Raw genomic sequence first — 18,597 nt, forward strand, 5'->3', positions numbered from 1 at the left:
AACAGACCGAAGCAGTAAGTGAGAGAACAATGTCGAATAAACCCTTCCATTATCAGGATCCTTTTCCCCTCAGTAAGGATCAGACCGAGTATTACCTGTTAACCCGCGATCACGTCTCCGTCTCTGAGTTTGAAGGACAAGAGATCCTCAAGGTGGATCCGCAGGCGCTGACGCTGCTGGCGCAGCACGCTTTCCACGACGCCTCGTTTATGCTCCGTCCTGCCCATCAGCAGCAGGTTGCCGATATTCTGAGTGACCCGGAAGCCAGCGAAAACGATAAATACGTTGCCCTGCAGTTCCTGCGTAACTCCGATATCGCGGCGAAAGGCATTCTGCCAACCTGTCAGGATACCGGTACGGCGATCATCGTCGGTAAAAAAGGCCAGCGCGTCTGGACCGGCGGCGGTGATGAAGCCGCGCTGGCGCACGGCGTTTATAACACCTACACCGAAGACAACCTGCGCTATTCGCAAAACGCCGCGCTGGACATGTACAAAGAGGTCAACACCGGCACCAACCTGCCAGCACAGATTGACCTCTACAGCGTCGACGGTGATGAGTACAAATTCCTCTGTATCGCCAAAGGCGGCGGTTCGGCCAACAAAACCTATCTCTATCAGGAAACCAAAGCGCTGCTTACCCCGGGCAAGCTGAAGAACTACCTGGTTGAGAAGATGCGCACCCTCGGCACCGCGGCGTGCCCGCCGTACCATATCGCGTTTGTGATTGGCGGTACCTCGGCGGAAAGCACGCTGAAAACCGTGAAGCTGGCCTCAACCAAATACTACGACGGCCTGCCTACCGAAGGTAACGAACATGGTCAGGCGTTCCGCGACGTGCAGCTTGAGCAGGAGCTGCTGGAAGAAGCGCGTAACCTGGGCCTCGGCGCGCAGTTCGGCGGCAAATACTTCGCTCATGACGTGCGCGTGATCCGTCTTCCGCGTCACGGCGCTTCCTGCCCGGTCGGGATGGGCGTCTCCTGCTCTGCGGATCGCAACATCAAAGCGAAGATCAACCGCGAAGGCGTGTGGATCGAAAAACTGGAAAACAACCCGGGTAAATACATTCCGGAAGCGCTGCGTAAAGCGGGCGAGGGGGAAGCGGTTCGCGTTGACCTGAACCGTCCGATGAAAGAGATTCTGGCGCAGCTGTCTCAGTATCCGGTTTCGACCCGTCTCTCCCTTAACGGCACGATTATCGTGGGCCGCGACATCGCGCACGCGAAGCTGAAAGAGCGCCTGGATAACGGCGAAGGGCTGCCGCAGTACATTAAAGATCACCCGATCTACTACGCGGGCCCGGCGAAAACGCCTGAAGGCTACGCCTCTGGCTCGTTAGGCCCGACTACGGCAGGCCGTATGGACTCGTACGTCGACCAGCTGCAGGCTAACGGCGGCAGCATGATCATGCTCGCGAAAGGCAACCGTAGCCAGCAGGTGACGGACGCCTGCCACAAGCACGGCGGCTTCTACCTCGGCAGCATCGGCGGCCCGGCTGCGGTTCTGGCGCAGGGCAGCATCAAGAGCCTGGAGTGCGTGGAATACCCGGAACTGGGTATGGAAGCGATCTGGAAAATTGAAGTGGAAGATTTCCCGGCGTTTATCCTCGTGGATGACAAAGGCAACGACTTCTTCAAGCAGATCCAGTCGTCCCAATGTTCGGCGTGTGTGAAGTAATTCTGTAAATTGCCGGGTGGCGCTGACGCTTACCCGGCCTGGATTCTCGTAGGTCGGGTAAGGCGCAGCCGCCACCCGACACCCGACACCAAAAAGAGCGCACAAAGCGCCATAACGTTTCTCAGAAGTCATCAATACTTATCCCTTAAGCATGTGAGCAATCCCGACAGTGTTATCAAGGAGAAAGTAATGACAACGGTACGCCATGAGAAAGACTCGATGGGCGCCATCGACGTCCCGGCCGACAAGCTATGGGGCGCGCAAACCCAGCGTTCGCTGGAGCATTTCCGTATCTCGACTGAAAAAATGCCCGTCTCGCTGATTCAGGCGCTGGCCCTCACCAAACGCGCGGCCGCAAAAGTGAACCAGGATTTAGGCCTGCTGGCGGCAGACAAGGCCACCGCCATCATAAATGCCGCCGACGAAGTGCTGGCGGGCAAGCATCCCGACGAATTCCCTCTCGCCATCTGGCAGACCGGTTCCGGTACCCAAAGCAACATGAACATGAACGAAGTGCTGGCGAACCGGGCAAGCGAACTGCTGGGCGGCGTGCGCGGCATGGAGCGTAAGGTTCATCCGAACGATGACGTCAACAAGAGCCAGAGTTCTAACGACGTCTTCCCCACGGCCATGCACGTGGCGGCGGTGATTGCGATTCGCGAACAGCTTATCCCCCAGCTTAACGTCCTGAAATCTACGCTCAACGAGAAGGCGCAGGCCTTCCGCGACATCGTCAAAATTGGCCGTACGCACCTGCAGGACGCCACGCCGCTGACGCTAGGCCAGGAGATTTCCGGCTGGGTGGCGATGCTGGAACACAACCTGAAGCACATTGAGAACAGCCTGCCGCACCTGGCGGAGCTGGCGCTCGGCGGGACGGCGGTTGGGACCGGGTTAAACACCCATCCGGAGTATGCGGTGCGCGTGGCGAAGGAGCTTGCGGCCATTACCGGACAGCCGTTCGTCACGGCGCCCAACAAGTTCGAAGCGCTGGCGACCTGCGATGCGCTGGTCCACACTCACGGCGCGCTGAAAGGGCTGGCGGCCTCGCTGATGAAAATCGCCAACGACGTGCGCTGGCTGGCCTCGGGCCCGCGCTGCGGCATCGGTGAAATCAGCATTCCGGAAAACGAGCCGGGCAGCTCCATCATGCCGGGTAAAGTCAACCCGACCCAGTGCGAAGCCATGACCATGCTCTGCTGTCAGGTACTGGGCAACGACGTGGCCGTTAACCTGGGCGGTGCATCCGGCAACTTCGAGCTGAACGTCTATCGTCCGATGGTGATCCACAACGTTCTGCAATCGATTCGTCTACTGGCAGACGGCATGGAGAGCTTTAACGAACACTGCGCGGTGGGGATCGAGCCAAACCGCGAGCGCATCAGCCAGCTGTTAAATGAGTCGCTGATGCTGGTGACCGCGCTCAATACCCACATTGGCTACGACAAAGCCGCCGAGATCGCCAAAAAAGCGCATAAGGAGGGGCTGACGCTGAAAGCCTCCGCCCTGGCGCTGGGCTATCTGACGGAGGCGGAGTTTGATGCCTGGGTACGCCCCGAGGCGATGGTCGGCAGTCTGAAATAATCAACTCGCCACGTACAGGTGCAGCCGCGGAATAATCAGCTGTAGCGGCTGCGCCTGGGGTCGGTAACGGTGCTGGACATTTTCAGCATCGTAATTCAGCAACTCACCAATATCCGGCACGATAGCCCCCTGATCGGCATCATAGAGCGCAATCAGCGGCGTTGGACAGGCATACTGCACCTGTTTTTGCTGGCCGGAATACCAGACGCGGGCGATAGGCTGAACCTTCACCGGGCGCTTAATTTTGAGGCGCGTATCCGCCGGTAGCGAGGCGATGCTGTGGTACTCCTGCTCCAGGCGCTCAATCCACTGCTCACGCGACCACGGTGCGACGGTGCGCGGCGCCTTGAGGCTTTTTTCCAGCTGCGCCAGGATCTCATCCCGGGTGAAGTTTTTAATGATATGCTTATTCGCCCAGCCGAAGCGCAGCGTGGCGGGGTGTCGCAGCACCGTCAGCGTACGATAGGCATTCAGCGTAATTAGCCCCGGAAGCTGTCGGTGTACCCATTCAAACCGGGCAGCAGGGGCCAGGCCCGACTCCTCGGTAACGATCTTCTCAAATGCCGCTTTCAGGCTGTTGATATGGGTAATCTGGCTTTCCAGCGCGTCGCGCGCGGCGGCATCGGTTTGCAGACAGATCACGCCGGGTAGCCGCACGGCTGCCTTGCTGCTGCGCTGTTCAGACTGCTGCTGGATAAAAAGATGGCGATAGTGTTTCATCGCCAGCTCCAGTGCGGCCTTGCCGATGTGCTGCTTCACGTCGATGGTGTCCAGCGGATCGTGCTCGGCCCCTTTGACCACCTCGGGCAGGGTAAAAACGCGCGCGGCCAGCAGGCGGCAGGTCTGCAAACGTTCTGTCAGGGTCAGCAGCTCGTGTTCTATTTCCCGAAACGTGCTGTTCAGCCGTTCGATAAGATCGTAGGTCGCCATAAGTACCCTCATTAGTTACAACATACTTACCATATAGCACAGCACGCCGGGTCAGGCCAGCGTGCGGTTAAGGTCAGGCAGGAACGGGAAGGGCGATGTTATGGTACACCGGCCAGCTAAAGCAGAAGCGCGCGCCGCCGAGCTCGCTCTCCTCGCAATGTACCGTGCCGCCCATGGCCTGCGCGATAGAGTAGACAATGGCCAGCCCCAGACCACAGCCTCCGGTGGCGCGATCGCGGCTGGGATCGAGGCGGACAAACGGTTCAAACACGGTTTCGCGCGCCTCCGGCGCAATCCCCGGCCCGTCATCCTCTACCGTCAGGCTGGCCTGATTACCCTGCAAATCCAGCCCAATCTGTAGCGTACTTTCGCTGTAGCGCATGGCGTTGTTCATCAGATTGTCCAGCACGCGTTCCATCAGGCGCATATCGAGTGCGCCGTAGTCACCCGGCGTAACGCGCGTCAACAGCGTACGCTGCGGGTTCACGCTCTGAACGTCGTCAATGTGGGTTTGCAGCCACGCGGGCAGATCCGGCGTGCTGAGGTTCAGTTCGTTTTGCGGGCGATCGAGGCGCGCGTAGGTCAGTAGCTCCTCAATCAGCGCCTCAAGCTGGCCAATGTCGCGGTTAAGCGCCTGAGACTCTGCTTCTGTCAGATTCTCGCTCATCTCCAGACGATAGCGCAGGCGCACCAGCGGCGTGCGCAGCTCGTGCGCAATCCCGTCGATGAGCTGTTTCTTACTGGCGATAAGGGCATTGATGTTATCGGCCATCTGGTTAAAGGCCACGCCCAGACGTTCAAAGCTGGAACCGCTGTCGAAGTGGATGCGCTCGGTAAAGTGTCCCTCACCAAAACGCTGCGCGGCGGATTCCAGCTTCAGCATGTCCTGCCAGTGCGGGCGCATCCAGATAAAAACCGGAAACGCCAGCGAAATGGCGATAAAGGCCATCAGCGCCATGTCCAGCAGGCGCATCTGATGCAGATAATAGAGATAGGGCACCGGCCCGACGGCCAGCACGTAATGGCTGCGCGGAATACGCTGGATAAAGGTGTATTTCTCATCCAGCGCGACGATATCCCCGTCGCGCAGACGCTGCATGGCGGGCGGGTCCAGATCGAAATCTTTCAACGGCTCGATGCGTAAATCGAATGACAGATTGAGATCCAGCTCTTTCAGGGTTTTCGCCCAGTCGTGTGGCGGGATCTCTCTCAGCTCGCTGCGCATCAAATACAGCGAGCTTTTCATCAGGTCGTCCAGAGACTGCCTGCCCGCACGTTCGGCGGTAAATTTATAGACCAGCCCGACCAGCATGGTCATCACCAGGAAGCAGACAAACAGTAAAAGATAAAACTGCACAAACAGCTTTTTCATTGGATCTCACCGAAAAAACGCTATGTGCAGAATATACATGAAAACCCTTCGAGTTTTTCACGTCTGTCGAGCGTGTTACATGGCTTTCGCGCTGTTTTTTACCTTGGCGATGAATTTTTCCGTCACGGCCAGGCCTTTCGCAATGTGCGTATCAATCACATCCGTTCCGTATTCGCTGATGAGGTCCAGCAGTATTTCGTAAGACTGGATGAGTTCCAGCAGGTCAAAGAGCGCTTTTTGATCGGTGCGTGAGGGGGAGGCGTGGTTCAGGGTTGCCTGATTAACAATCCACTCAAGATTGGTTTTTATCGCTTCTACCTGACCGTAGCTATACATAATTCATGAGCTTAAATCCTCATTTCAAGATTTATGTGAGAGATGTCGTGAAAGCTTCACGGCGAAAATGAGTAAAACAATCGCAAGAGCGGGGCGAGCTGAAGAAAGGAGAGTCGAGAAGGTAATTATGGAATAGTTCGCGTGCTTAGCAAGTTAATTGTTGCGCAAACGTAAAAATAAACGCCCGAAGAGAAGGCATCGTCGCGCAATGCCTTCATTTCGCACAGGTTATCTTATCCGGCGATCAGGTTTCCCACGCATGTGGGGCAAACAGATAGCCCTTGTTACGCACGGTTTTAATGCGGTAGGGCTCGGTGGCGTTATCCTGCAGTTTTTTGCGCAGACGCGAAATCGCCACGTCAACGCTGCGGTCCATTCCGTCATAGCTTACGCCACGCAGGTTTTTCAGCAGCGCGTCACGGTCCATGATCTGCCCGGCATGCGTTGCCAGCTCCCATAGCAGGTCAAAATCTGCGGTGGAAAGGGCGATAAGCTCGCCAGAGAGCAGCACCTGACGGTTAATCGGATCAATAGACAGCGTACCGAAGCGCATCGCTTTGTGCGGCGTCAGAGACGGCGCCGGTGCTTCGCGTTCGATGCTGGCGTGCTGGCGTAAATGGAGGCGCAGGCGAGCGAGCAGGACGGCAGGCGGTGTGGTTTTCAGAATGTAATCATTGGCACCCATCTCCAGCGACAAAATATGGTTCATATCGCTGTCCAGTGAGGTGAGCAGGACGATAGGGCCCTCCCAACGGGCGCGCAGGTCCCGGCAGAGCGTCATGCCGTCTTTGCCAGGCAACATAATATCCAGCAATACCAGATCCGGGTTTTCACGGACGACCACCTCTTCGGCACGATCGCCGCGAGGTTCAACAATGACGTCCATATCATGTTTACCCAGATAGGCGGCGATCAGCTGCCCGACTTCGGGTTCGTCTTCAACATAAACAATCTTATTCATACAGCGTCTGTTTTCGTGAAAAAAGCCAACATACACCGCGAAACCTTAACCTTCCATTAATCTTTCAAAATTAACGTCGGTTCCGTTATTCTGGCTGATATTGTGAGTTGATTATTATAGGGAAAACGATGGGGCTGGTGATCAAAGCCGGGCTGGGCGCGCTGGTGGTGTTGCTGATTGGCATGCTGGCGAAAACGAAAAACTACTATATTGCCGGGCTGATCCCTCTCTTCCCGACCTTTGCACTCATTGCCCACTATATCGTGGCGTCTGAACGCGGTACGGAAGCGTTACGCACGACCATCGTGTTTGGCATGTGGTCAATCATTCCGTATTTTCTCTACCTGCTTTCGCTGTGGTATTTCACCGGTTTTCTGCGTCTTCCACTGGCGCTGAGCGGGGCGGTGGTCTGCTGGGGGCTCAGCGCCTGGCTGTTAATTTTCGTCTGGAGCCGCTTTCACTAACGCAGCGGTCGGCCGCCGTCCACGGCAAAGGTTCTGCCGGTGACGTAGCAACTGGTGAGCAGGTAATCCACGAGGTCGATGACCTCTTTCTCGCCCGGGGCAATTTTCATGAGCGACTTATTCAGCGCCTGCTGGCGATACTCCGCATCATCGTTTTCGTTGAATAAAATCATCGCCGGGGCGATGGCGTTCACCTTCACCTCGGGGGCGAGCTTGCGGGCAAACGAGCGGGTCATGTTATCCAGCGCGGCTTTACTGGCCGCATAGGCGATGTGCTTGTCGCTACCGCGCTCCACCACATAATCAGTGAAGTGAATGATGTCGCCCGCAGCATGCCCGTGGCCGCGAAGCAGATCCTGCAGAGCATGGTTCAGCAGATAAGGGGTATTAACATGGATCTGCAACATGGCGGCAAGCGTTTCGCTGAGCGAGTTACCGGATTTCTCGGCCTGCCATGCGCTGGCGTTATGGATCACGGCGCGCAGCCCCGCAGTGGTGGATTTCACCTTTTCCGCAAAGGCCAGAATGCCTTCATCGGTTGAAAAATCAGCCTGAATGCAGACCGCCCCGGCTTTGCGTAACCCTTCAATCGACGGGTATTCCGTACGGTAGCTCACAATGACCGGATGGCGAAGGTTGAGAAAGTGATGGGCGAGAGCGAGGCCGATACGGCGGCCTCCACCGGTGATCAGTATGGGGCGAAGCGGTGCATTTCCCATCGTATTCTCCTTTACAGTTCAACAATGGGAAAGGCGATGCTATCCCACTAACATCCAGGTTGCCGGCACGGCAGCAACCAGTAAGAGTCCAATTAATGCCATTTCGCGGCGTTTCAGCGCGTTCTCCAGCTGATGCGTGCGGCGGGCGTAGATGAACACCAGCAGACCCGGTGCGTACAGCACCACCGACAGCAGCAGATGCATAGGTCCGGAAGCATACAACAACCACAGGCCGTAAATACAGGCTCCGACACCCACGACATAATGCGCGGGGCGAGTGGCAATTTTTAACAAATACGCACCCACTAAGAAATAGGGTACCAGAATCATCTCCGAGGCGATGGTCAGCAGCGTGTTATAGTCTGAACCTGTGAGCCAGATCAGCACCAGGCAGATCTGAACGCTGATGTTGGTCAGCCAGAGTGAGGCAGACGGCGCGCTGTTTTTGTTTTGACGCGCAAACAGCCGTGGGAACGCTTTGTGCGTAGAGGCCAGGAAGGGCACTTCAGCCGCCATGATGGTCCAGCTCAGGTAGGCTCCGCAGACGGAGATAATAAGACCCGCCGCAATCACCACGTCGCCCCAGGGGCCGAGCATTTTCACCATCAGGCCTGCCATTGACGGGTTACGCATTTCAGCCAGTTCAGGACGCGCTACCACGCCCAGCGACAGCAGCGTTACCAGCAGATAGACCCCGAGCGCAGCCAGTACGGCCAGCAGCGTGGCGCGGCCTACATCGCGTTTATTTCGGGCCCGGGCAGAAACCACAACCGCACCCTCAACGCCGATGAATACCCACAGGGTAATCAGCATCGTGTTTTTCACCTGCTCCCAGACGGGGACGCCCAGCGCAACGCCGCTGAAATCGAGCTTAAACACGTCGAGACGGAACGCAATAAAGGCCAGAACGATAAACAGGCCGAGCGGAACCAGCTTCGCGAGCGTCGCCACCAGGTTAATGCTGGCGGCCGTTTGTACGCCACGCAGCACCAGCCAGTGGACGAACCACAGTAATACCGAAGCGCCCACAATAGACTGCCAGGTATTCCCGTCGCCAAAGAGGCGCAATTCAGGCGTATCGGTAAAGAAACTGAGCGCCGAGAAGACAATCACCAGATAGGAGACGTTGGCGATAACCGCACACAGCCAGTATCCCCATGCGGAACAGAAGCCAATCAGCTCGCCGAAGCCTTCACGGGCATAGGTGAAAATGCCGCCGTCCAGGTCCGGGCGAATGCGGGTCAGCAGCAGCATGGCGAAGGCCAGCAGCAATATTCCGACTCCCGTAATGCCCCAGCCAATGATGAGCGCAGACGGGCTGGCGACGGCCGCCATATTTTGCGGCAAACTGAATACGCCCGCACCCAGCATTGAGCTTAAAACGAGTGCAGTCAGAGCACTCAGGCCAAGTTTCTTTTCCATTGGCTTCCTGTTATGAAAGGTCAAAATCCAGAATAATTATTTCGCTCAGGCGCATAAAAATGGTGGATCACACTAAGGCGCGGGATTTTACGGAGTGTAACGAAAGCATGCAATGACGTGTGGCAGAAATTCAAAAAAAGTAACAAAAAAGGCGGCATTGCGCCGCCTTTCTCAAACGATTTTGTTACTTGTACAGATCGGCGCTGATGGTCACGTTGTTACCACGTTCCTGCCACTGGCGGGTGATGTGGTAGAACTTCGCCCCTTTCTTCGCCGCACGCTTCGCGACCTGGTAAGAGACTTCCGTCATGTTGCCATAGTTGCCGGTAAATTTGATGCTGTCGAACGGCACCATCTGCGCGGCAGTGGCGTTGTTCAGCTCTTCAATTTTGGTACCGTCTGGCAGCGTAACCGAATAACGGCCACCTTTCGTGGACTGCGTTTCAAAGAAACGGCCCACTTCAGCGCTTGGCGCAGCCGTCGTTGCGACGCCTGGGATTTCCACTTTCTTCGCTTCTTCGCCGCCTTTCGCTATCGCCGCGCGACCGGCTTCTGAGTTCGCCGGAATCGCATCCGGGCTCTGCAGAACACGTTTTTTCGCATCTTCTTTATAGATGAACGCGGTAATACGCTGGTTGCCGCCCTGGTTAGCATCGACCTGACGCACGATGTAGAACGAGTAGGCCCCTTTCTCTTTCGCGGCTTTGGTGATGGCATCGTTCACTTCAGGCTGGCTGCGGTAGAAGCCCTGAACGGTGACGGTGTCGTACGGTTCCAGCGCAATTGCCTGATCTTTCGGCAGTTCAACAATACCGTTGATCACGCGATTTTTCGCTGCGTCAGCTTTTGGCGCGTTGTCTTTATACAGCGCAATGGTCACGCGCTGGTTACCGCTGTTGCCGTTATCAGACTGGTCAACAACATAAAACGAGGCTGCCCCGTTTTTATCAGCGGCCTTTGATGCAGCGGCGACGGCGTCGCCAATAGAATTATAACGACCCACAATGACCTTATGGTCAAAAGGTTTTAACGCTGCCGCTTGCTCCGGCGTTAACTCTGTTGCGGCATTCGCAGACAGGGCGGTCGCGGAGAGAAGTGCGGACGCCAGGAGTGTGTTCTTAAGCTTCATAAAAATGATCCTTCGCCTTGCGCAAACCATGTACTGGTATTGTTGTTAATTTGAGACGGTCCCGATTATGGCATTTAAAACCCGTCGCTGTCTGCGCCATTTTTCACAGCCAGTGCTCACTGAATCACCTTATTCGATAACATTTAGTGATATGTTGAAAAAACACGCGTTTGACAAGTAAAACTGATAAAGCTTATGACTTTTACAAGTTAATTTAATGTTAATAAGTTGTTCTCTTATGGCGCTATATCATGTTTTTACCGCTTCGCTTGCGCGAATTATCGGTTCTGGCGATGAATTTAAGGTAAATATCACTGTCAGTGACGCCGATCGCTTATTTTTCACAGATAAAGTAAGAAATAGTGTTTTCTGGCGGTAGATCACGGCCGGTATTTTCAGTAGGTTATAGACAGTTTGTTACTGTTTTATTTTCCGGGGTGAATTGTGTCTCATTGCTTGTGTGATGGCGAAAAATGATACAAACCGCGGGCATTTATCGATAAACCATCATCAAAAACCGATGGAAGGGAAAACTATGCGTATTGGGGTACCAAAAGAACGGTTAGCCAATGAAACCCGCGTAGCGGCAACACCGAAAACGGTGGAGCAACTGCTTAAGCTGGGTTTTACCGTCGCGGTTGAAAGCGGCGCAGGCAAACTGGCGAGTTTCGATGACGAGGCCTTTATCCAGGCTGGCGCGGAAGTGGTGGACGGTGCCGACGTATGGCAGTCGCCGGTAATTCTGAAGGTCAACGCACCGGAAGAGAGTGAGATTGCGCTGCTGAATCCGGGCACCACGCTGGTGAGCTTTATCTGGCCTGCGCAAAATCCTGAGCTGATGGAAAAACTGGCTGCGCGCGGCGTTACCGTCATGGCGATGGACTCCGTGCCGCGTATTTCGCGCGCCCAGTCGCTGGACGCCTTAAGTTCGATGGCAAACATTGCGGGCTATCGCGCCATCGTTGAAGCGGCCCACGAATTTGGTCGCTTCTTTACCGGTCAGATCACCGCGGCGGGTAAAGTCCCTCCGGCGAAGGTGATGGTGATTGGCGCGGGCGTGGCGGGACTTGCCGCCATCGGTGCGGCAAACAGCCTGGGCGCTATCGTGCGCGCTTTCGATACCCGTCCTGAAGTGAAGGAACAGGTCCAGAGTATGGGCGCCGAATTCCTTGAGCTGGACTTCAAGGAAGAAGCGGGCAGCGGTGATGGTTACGCGAAGGTGATGTCCGAAGCCTTTATCAAAGCCGAAATGGAACTTTTCGCCGCGCAGGCGAAAGATGTCGACATCATTGTCACCACCGCGCTTATCCCGGGTAAACCGGCGCCGAAGCTGATTACCCGTGAGATGGTTGACTCCATGAAGCCGGGCAGCGTGATTGTCGACCTGGCTGCGCAAAACGGCGGCAACTGTGAATATACCGTAGCGAATCAGGTGACCACGACCGCGAACGGCGTGAAGGTGATCGGCTATACCGATCTGCCGGGTCGCCTGCCGACCCAGTCTTCTCAGCTGTACGGCACTAACCTCGTCAACCTGCTGAAGCTGCTTTGCAAAGAGAAAGACGGCAACATCACCGTCGATTTTGACGACGTGGTGGTGCGCGGTGTGACCGTGGTGCGTGAAGGTGAAATTACCTGGCCTGCGCCACCGATTCAGGTTTCGGCCCAGCCTCAGGCAGCGCCTAAAGCGGCGCCTGAGCCAAAAGAACCTGCCAAACCGGCTTCCCCGTGGCGCAAATACGCGATCATGGCGCTGGTGATTATTCTCTTCGGCTGGCTGGCTGACGTCGCGCCGAAAGAGTTCCTCGGCCACTTTACCGTCTTCGCGCTCTCCTGCGTCGTGGGCTACTACGTGGTGTGGAACGTCTCCCATGCGCTGCATACGCCGCTGATGTCGGTAACCAACGCCATCTCCGGGATCATCGTGGTGGGGGCGTTACTGCAGATTGGCCACGGCGGCTGGATCAGCTTCCTGAGCTTTATCGCGGTGCTGATCGCCAGTATCAATATTTTCGGTGGTTTCACCGTGACTCAGCGCATGCTGAAAATGTTTCGTAAAGGCTAAGGGGTAGCATATGTCTGGAGGATTAGTGACAGCCGCATACATTGTTGCTGCAATCCTGTTTATTTTCAGTCTGGCGGGGCTTTCCAAACACGAAACGTCTCAGCAGGGGAATAACTTTGGTATCGCCGGGATGGCGATTGCGCTGATTGCCACCATCTTCGGGCCGGATACTGGCAACGTAGCGTGGATCCTGGTGGCGATGATCATCGGCGGTGCGATTGGTATTCGCCTGGCGAAACGCGTTGAAATGACCGAGATGCCGGAGCTGGTGGCGATTCTGCACAGCTTTGTGGGTCTGGCCGCGGTGCTGGTGGGCTTCAACAGCTACCTGTACCACACGCCGGGTCTGGAACCGATTCTGGTGAATATTCACCTGACGGAAGTGTTCCTCGGTATCTTCATCGGTGCGGTCACCTTCACCGGCTCCATTGTCGCGTTCGGCAAGCTGCGCGGGAAGATTTCCTCTAAGCCGCTGATGCTGCCAAACCGTCATAAGCTGAACCTGGCTGCGCTGGTGGTGTCGTTTGTGCTGCTGGTGGTCTTCGTGCGTACCGAAAGCGTCGGTCTGCAGGTGCTGGCGTTGCTGGTGATGACCATCATCGCGCTGGCCTTCGGCTGGCATCTGGTGGCGTCCATCGGTGGTGCGGATATGCCAGTGGTGGTCTCCATGCTGAACTCCTACTCCGGTTGGGCGGCGGCGGCGGCGGGCTTTATGCTGAGCAACGACCTGCTGATCGTTACCGGTGCGCTGGTGGGTTCTTCGGGTGCGATCCTGTCTTACATCATGTGTAAGGCGATGAACCGCTCGTTCATCAGCGTCATCGCCGGTGGCTTTGGTTCTGACGGCTCGTCTACCGGTTCCGATGAGGAAGTGGGTGAGCACCGTGAGATCAGCGCGGAAGATACCGCCGAGATGCTGAAGAACTCGCACTCGGTCATTATCACCCCGGGCTACGGCATGGCGGTGGCACAGGCGCAGTATCCGGTGGCGGAAATCACCGAGAAGCTGCGCGCGCGCGGTATCAAGGTGCGCTTTGGTATTCACCCGGTGGCGGGGCGTCTGCCAGGCCACATGAACGTGCTGCTGGCGGAGGCGAAAGTGCCTTACGACATCGTGCTGGAGATGGATGAGATCAACGATGATTTCGCCGACACCGACACCGTGCTGGTCATTGGGGCTAACGACACCGTTAACCCGGCGGCGCAGGACGATCCACGTAGCCCAATCGCCGGGATGCCGGTTCTGGAAGTGTGGAAGGCGCAGAACGTGATCGTGTTTAAACGTTCAATGAATACCGGCTATGCCGGGGTGCAGAACCCGCTGTTCTTCAAAGAGAACACCCACATGTTGTTTGGCGATGCCAAAGCCAGCGTGGATGCGATTCTGAAAGCGCTGTAAGTTGCGTTGAAACGAAAAAACCGCCGAATCCGGCGGTTTTTTTATTGCCGGGTGGCGCTCACGCTTACCCGGCCTACGGTTTTGTAGGCCCGGCAAGCTTGCGCCGCCGGGCGTTAGGGGTCAATCGTCTTCCGGATCGTCGAGCTCAACCGGCGTCTGGTACTCATCCGGCTTGATAACCAGCAGGTCGCAGCGCAGATGGTCGATCACCTGCTCGGCGGTATTGCCGAGGAAGGCGGCAGAAATACCGGTACGGCCAATGGTACCCAGCACCACAATCCCCGCCTGCAGGTGTTCAGCCAGGTCTGGGATCACCTCTTCAGGCAGCCCTTTTTCCACGTGGGTCATTTTCTCATCGATGCTGAATTTCTGGCGCAGCGCTTTCATGGCCAGCAGATGCTGACCGCGAATCGCGTCGTTGTACACGCTCGGGTCAAATTCCGGCAGTTCAATGGCGATGTTAATCGGGGTGACCGGATAGGCGCCAACCAGATGCACTTCGGTATGATTGACCTGATCGGCAAGCTGGATAGTCTCCTTCACCAGCTTCTCGTTCAGCGAATTGTGGTAATCCTCTTCGCTGGCGAGGTTTACCGCCACAACGGCTTTCCCGCCTTCAGGCCACGGCTGGTCTTTCACCATCCAGACCGGGCAAGGGCATTTACGCAGCAAATGCCAGTCTGTCGGGGTGAAGATCACGGATTCCAGCTTGTCGTGCTGGTGCGCCATCTTCAGCAGCAGATCGTGCCCACCGGCAACGACTTCCTGAATGATGGCTTCGAAAGGTCGGTTGTGCCAGACCACTTTAATATCAATGGGCACACCTGCTTCCAGGTAATACTTCGCCTGTTCGCGGATCCAGGCGGTACGCTGGCTGATGACGCCCTGACGCATAGCGGTGCGCTCGTCAGGCGACAGAAGGGTGGTCATCTCATACGAGAAGTCATAGATCGGCAAAAACGCTTTGATTTTGCCACCAATCCGTTGATGTAAATACACAGCACGTCGTAATGCCGGCTGATCGTCCTGATTCGGATCGATTGCTACCAGCATGTTTTGATACTTGGCCATACAGGTCTCCTTACTACTGTCACCACAGTCTGTAATTAAAAGAGTAACCTATATATCCTGAATGAAACAGAGGGGAGGTTTTGCCAGATCAATAATTCATGAAAATTTATCAGAGGAAAAGCACCGTGGTCGTTACCGCAACAAACGCAATAAACAGCAGCACCATCACCGCTATCGCAAAGGTCGTGGAATCCTGAACGTAGGTTTTTTCCTCTCCCTTCATTGGGCCGACAAGCATGATCCAGATGAAGATAAAGGTCACGGAGGCAATCACGACTGAAACGAAAAACAAACTTTCTCTCAATTCATAACCTCAACGAGAACCTTTTTGGTGCTGTGTGGGGACGTGCTACGGTGAAAAGGTCAGATAAAGGACGGGGTGACAGGCCAGACCGCTAAATCAGGAAAATTTATCGGTCTGGCTGTATACGTATGGCGTTTACGCCACGTTGCGGGCGTGCCCGGCAAGAACGGCCAGCGCTTCACCGTTTTCGATAGTGATATATTTACCCTTAACGGCCAGCATCCCGCTTTTCTGGAAACGACCCAGCAGACGGCTGATGGTTTCCACGGTCAGACCCAGGTAGTTACCGATATCGCCACGCGTCATGGTCAGACGGAATTCACGCGGCGAGAAGCCACGCTCGGCGAAGCGGCGGGAGAGGTTGTAGATAAACGCGGCCAGACGCTCTTCTGCGTTCTTTTTAGAAAGCAGCAGAATCATGTCCTGATCGCCTTTGATCTCACCGCTCATCAGACGCATCATCTGCTGACGCAGGTTAGGCATCTTGCCGGACAGATCGTCCAGGGTTTCAAACGGAATTTCGCAAACCATCGAGGTTTCGAGTGCCTGAGCAAAGCTCGGGTGATGGCCCGTACCGATGGCATCAAAGCCTACCAGGTCACCTGCCAGATGGAAGCCGGTGATCTGCTCATCGCCCTGTTCGGTGATGGTGTAGCTCTTGATGGTGCCAGAACGGATAGCATAGAGCGATTTCAGTTCGTCTCCCGCTTTAAACAGCGTCTGCCCTTTCTGAATAGGCTTTTTACGCTCGATGATATTATCAAGCTGATCGAGTTCATGCTCATTCAGGGTAAACGGGATACAGAGCTGGCTGATGCTGCAATCCTGGCAATGGATAGCACAACCGCCAGACTGAATGCGTCGTATAATTCGCTTTTCCGGGATCATAGGTTTGCTCAAGCCTTAATTGATATTGGTCAATTTTAACATCTTTTTGGTAAGTACGTAAGCCTGACAAACCCTCAATAAGGACAAGAGACGACAATGCGTCGCCATCTTCTTGAAATTCCACAGCTTGATTATGGATTTTTAGCCTAACCGGTAGAAAATTAAGCACAAAAAGCCTGGGAACTAGAGCAAAAGATACCCTTCGTGACGCAGTAACCACTCTTTTCGCTGCACGCCACCGGCATAGCCGGTCAGGGTACCGTTGCGGCCAATAACGCGATGGCAGGGCACCACGATGCTGACCGGATTAGAGCCGTTCGCGGCGCCTACGGCGCGTGCGGCCCCTGCGCGACCTAACTGCTCCGCGAGCTGGCCGTAATGCATCACCTGTCCGCAGGGAATGGCCCGCAGCGCCTGCCACACTTCGCGCTGAAAAGGGGTGCCTGCCGTGGCGGTGGGCAGCGTGTCGATGATGCTGAGATCGCCTTCGAAGTACGCCGCTAGCTTGTCGCTCAGTCCACCCGGATTGGTGGCGCGGATACGTTCATACCCCTGTGAGCGGTAGTGAATCGCAAGCAGTTCTTCCATGCGGTCGCTGTGCTCTTCCCACTCAACGGCGCGCAGACAAAACTGCTCGTCCGCGAGCACCCACAGCGGGCCAAGCGGCGTCGCAATCTTGTCTTCGAGTAATCTCAGCATCCTCATTCCTTTAGTTCAGCCTCGGGTAAATCCCCGGTCCAATCGGCAGGCCGACAAGATACCATGCCACCAGCATCACCAGCCATACCCCTAAAAAGATAAGCGGGTAGGGTAAAACCAGCGAATAGTAGGTACCCAGTTTGGCCTCGGGTTTATAGCGCTGGAGGAAGCCTAAAAACAGCGGAACAAACGGCGAAACCGGCGCCAGCGGAATGACCGAAGAGTCCGCGATGCGGAACAGGATCTGCGCGAAAGCCGGGTGGAACCCCAGCATCATAAACATCGGCACGAAGATCGGTGCCAGAATCGACCAGATGGCGGAACCGCTGGCGATAAACATGCACAGCAGGGAGGAGAGCAGCGCCAGGCCGACAAACGCCGGTACGCCGCTTAACCCGGCCGCCTCCAGCGCGTCGGTCAGGCCCACGGCCATAAACTTGCCCATGTTGCTCCAGTTAAACATCGCCACAAACTGGGCCAGCGGGAACACCATCACGATAAAGCCCGCCATCTCTTTCATCGGCTCGATCATCAGCTGCGGCAGATCGCCCTGGCGACGGATTTTACCGGTGGCGATACCGTAGGCGAGCGAGACGACAAAGAAAAAGAGGATAATCAGCGGCACGATGCCCTGGATAAACGGCGAAGGCAGGACGGTATGTTTAACCGGATCGCGCAATATGCCGTTTTCCGGTACCACCATCAGCGCCACCGCGGCAATAAACGCCAGCGAGACAATCCCCGCCACGCGCAGGCCGAAGCGCTGCTCTTTGCTCAGGGTTTCCAGCTTTTCATCACTGCGGCCTTCCCATTTACCCAGTCGCGGCTCGACGATCTTATCGGTAATCAGTCCGCCGACAATCGTCAGGACAATCACCGAGCTTGCCATAAAGTACCAGTTGTCGATCACGCTGACGTGCATGGCCGCATCAATGGTTTTCGCCGCCTCCGTACTGATGCCCGAGAGCAACACGTCGGTGGTGACGATCAGCAGGTTAGCGGTAAAACCGCAGCCCACGCCCGCAATCGCGGACAGCAGACCCGCCACGGGATGGCGCCCGACGGCGAGGAAGATCAGCGCCCCCATCGGCGGCATGATCACCAGCGCGGCGTCGGAGGAGATATGGCTGAAGAAGGCGATAAACAGCACCATGTAGCTCGCGTACCGCGCGCTGACGTGAGAAGCCATCTTCACCATCAATGCGGGCAACAGGCCGACGCGTTCAGCCAGACCGGCGCCCAGCACCAGCGCCAGAATGGCGCCGAGCGGGGCGAATCCACTGAAGTTTTTAATCACGTTGGGTAAAAACCAGTGCAGCCCTTCAATGCTCAGCAGGTTTTTCACTGCCACCAGGCTGCCGTCGGCCGGGCTGCGCACGCTGACGTCAAAGGCGGAGAGCACGGCGGTGGCGACCATCAAAATCACAATCAAATAGATAAAAAGCAGGAAAGGGTGCGGCACTTTATTGCCGATCCTTTCAACCCAGCCATAGAGCTTACCGGATGGGGAATGCGAAGGTATGGATGACATACTCATGGGCGTTCCTCGGGACTGTTGTGTTGTTGTGTTGTGTTTTT

General features: G+C 55.9%; 17 protein-coding genes. 5 read left to right on the forward strand and 12 right to left on the reverse strand.

Annotated elements, in window-relative coordinates; translation table 11 throughout:
* Positions 1-29 precede the first annotated feature (29 nt).
* Positions 30-1,676: a class I fumarate hydratase FumA gene (fumA, locus tag ACMGGU_RS07860; RefSeq protein WP_028012930.1), complete on the forward strand. Its 1,647-nt coding sequence runs from the start codon at positions 30-32 to the stop codon at positions 1,674-1,676.
* A gap of 189 nt (positions 1,677-1,865) precedes the next feature.
* The gene (gene fumC, locus ACMGGU_RS07865; RefSeq protein WP_048030720.1) at positions 1,866-3,260 is read left to right on the forward strand and encodes a class II fumarate hydratase; all 1,395 of its coding nucleotides are present in this window, start codon (positions 1,866-1,868) and stop codon (positions 3,258-3,260) included.
* Here fumC and tus read toward each other — a convergent pair whose 3' ends face one another.
* The 4 genes from tus to rstA all read right to left on the reverse strand — a co-directional run bounded on the left by tus (position 3,261) and on the right by rstA (position 6,859).
* On the reverse strand, positions 3,261-4,190 hold the full coding sequence (tus, locus tag ACMGGU_RS07870; RefSeq protein WP_048222816.1) for a DNA replication terminus site-binding protein: 930 nt from the start codon (positions 4,188-4,190) through the stop codon (positions 3,261-3,263).
* A 73-nt stretch (positions 4,191-4,263) separates the two neighbouring features.
* Positions 4,264-5,562 carry a two-component system sensor histidine kinase RstB gene (rstB, locus tag ACMGGU_RS07875; protein ID WP_045910344.1) on the reverse strand — a complete coding sequence of 433 codons (1,299 nt, stop codon included), beginning with the start codon at positions 5,560-5,562 and terminating at the stop codon, positions 4,264-4,266.
* A 75-nt stretch (positions 5,563-5,637) separates the two neighbouring features.
* Positions 5,638-5,898, reverse strand: a complete 261-nt coding sequence (locus ACMGGU_RS07880; protein ID WP_262801803.1) for a hypothetical protein — start codon at positions 5,896-5,898, stop codon at positions 5,638-5,640.
* A gap of 244 nt (positions 5,899-6,142) precedes the next feature.
* Entirely contained in the window at positions 6,143-6,859 is a 717-nt protein-coding gene (gene rstA / locus ACMGGU_RS07885; RefSeq protein ID WP_021241154.1) for a two-component system response regulator RstA, read from the reverse strand.
* Between the two features lie 128 nt (positions 6,860-6,987).
* Here rstA and ACMGGU_RS07890 point away from each other — a divergent pair, with 128 nt between their 5' ends.
* Positions 6,988-7,323, forward strand: a complete 336-nt coding sequence (locus tag ACMGGU_RS07890; protein ID WP_063621474.1) for a GlpM family protein — start codon at positions 6,988-6,990, stop codon at positions 7,321-7,323.
* Here the strand turns inward: ACMGGU_RS07890 and folM are convergent.
* From folM to ydgH, 3 genes are all read right to left on the reverse strand, one after another.
* Positions 7,320-8,042: a dihydromonapterin reductase gene (folM, locus tag ACMGGU_RS07895; RefSeq protein ID WP_111966815.1), complete on the reverse strand. Its 723-nt coding sequence runs from the start codon at positions 8,040-8,042 to the stop codon at positions 7,320-7,322. The genes ACMGGU_RS07890 and folM overlap by 4 nt on opposite strands.
* A 39-nt stretch (positions 8,043-8,081) precedes the next feature.
* On the reverse strand, positions 8,082-9,464 hold the full coding sequence (locus ACMGGU_RS07900) for an amino acid permease (protein WP_045910348.1): 1,383 nt from the start codon (positions 9,462-9,464) through the stop codon (positions 8,082-8,084).
* 184 nt (positions 9,465-9,648) lie between these two features.
* Complete coding sequence (gene ydgH, locus ACMGGU_RS07905; RefSeq protein ID WP_262764148.1) at positions 9,649-10,593, reverse strand: DUF1471 family protein YdgH; 945 nt, start codon at positions 10,591-10,593, stop codon at positions 9,649-9,651.
* Between the two features lie 535 nt (positions 10,594-11,128).
* On the opposite strand from ydgH, the gene pntA reads away from it, so the two are divergent.
* Both pntA and pntB read left to right on the forward strand, forming a co-directional pair.
* Complete coding sequence (gene pntA / locus ACMGGU_RS07910) at positions 11,129-12,658, forward strand: Re/Si-specific NAD(P)(+) transhydrogenase subunit alpha (protein ID WP_008500544.1); 1,530 nt, start codon at positions 11,129-11,131, stop codon at positions 12,656-12,658.
* A 10-nt stretch (positions 12,659-12,668) separates the two neighbouring features.
* Complete coding sequence (pntB, locus tag ACMGGU_RS07915) at positions 12,669-14,057, forward strand: Re/Si-specific NAD(P)(+) transhydrogenase subunit beta (protein WP_021241158.1); 1,389 nt, start codon at positions 12,669-12,671, stop codon at positions 14,055-14,057.
* A gap of 120 nt (positions 14,058-14,177) precedes the next feature.
* On the opposite strand, the gene uspE is transcribed toward pntB, so the two are convergent.
* From uspE to abgT, 5 genes are all read right to left on the reverse strand, one after another.
* Positions 14,178-15,128, reverse strand: a complete 951-nt coding sequence (uspE, locus tag ACMGGU_RS07920) for a universal stress protein UspE (protein WP_032640084.1) — start codon at positions 15,126-15,128, stop codon at positions 14,178-14,180.
* A 109-nt stretch (positions 15,129-15,237) separates the two neighbouring features.
* The gene (locus tag ACMGGU_RS07925) at positions 15,238-15,432 is read right to left on the reverse strand and encodes a hypothetical protein (RefSeq protein WP_044596726.1); all 195 of its coding nucleotides are present in this window, start codon (positions 15,430-15,432) and stop codon (positions 15,238-15,240) included.
* Positions 15,433-15,567: 135 nt separating this feature from the next.
* Entirely contained in the window at positions 15,568-16,320 is a 753-nt protein-coding gene (fnr, locus tag ACMGGU_RS07930) for a fumarate/nitrate reduction transcriptional regulator Fnr (protein ID WP_006174991.1), read from the reverse strand.
* A gap of 183 nt (positions 16,321-16,503) precedes the next feature.
* Positions 16,504-17,019 carry a methylated-DNA--[protein]-cysteine S-methyltransferase gene (gene ogt / locus ACMGGU_RS07935; protein WP_045910350.1) on the reverse strand — a complete coding sequence of 172 codons (516 nt, stop codon included), beginning with the start codon at positions 17,017-17,019 and terminating at the stop codon, positions 16,504-16,506.
* Positions 17,020-17,029: 10 nt separating this feature from the next.
* A complete protein-coding gene (gene abgT / locus ACMGGU_RS07940; RefSeq protein WP_045910351.1) occupies positions 17,030-18,556 on the reverse strand; it encodes a p-aminobenzoyl-glutamate transporter in 1,527 nt (508 codons plus the stop codon).
* Between the last annotated feature and the right edge of the window lie 41 nt (positions 18,557-18,597).

The organism is Enterobacter sp. BNK-8 (genome assembly GCF_048685095.1).
Taxonomy (GTDB): Bacteria; Pseudomonadota; Gammaproteobacteria; order Enterobacterales; family Enterobacteriaceae; genus Enterobacter; species Enterobacter quasiroggenkampii.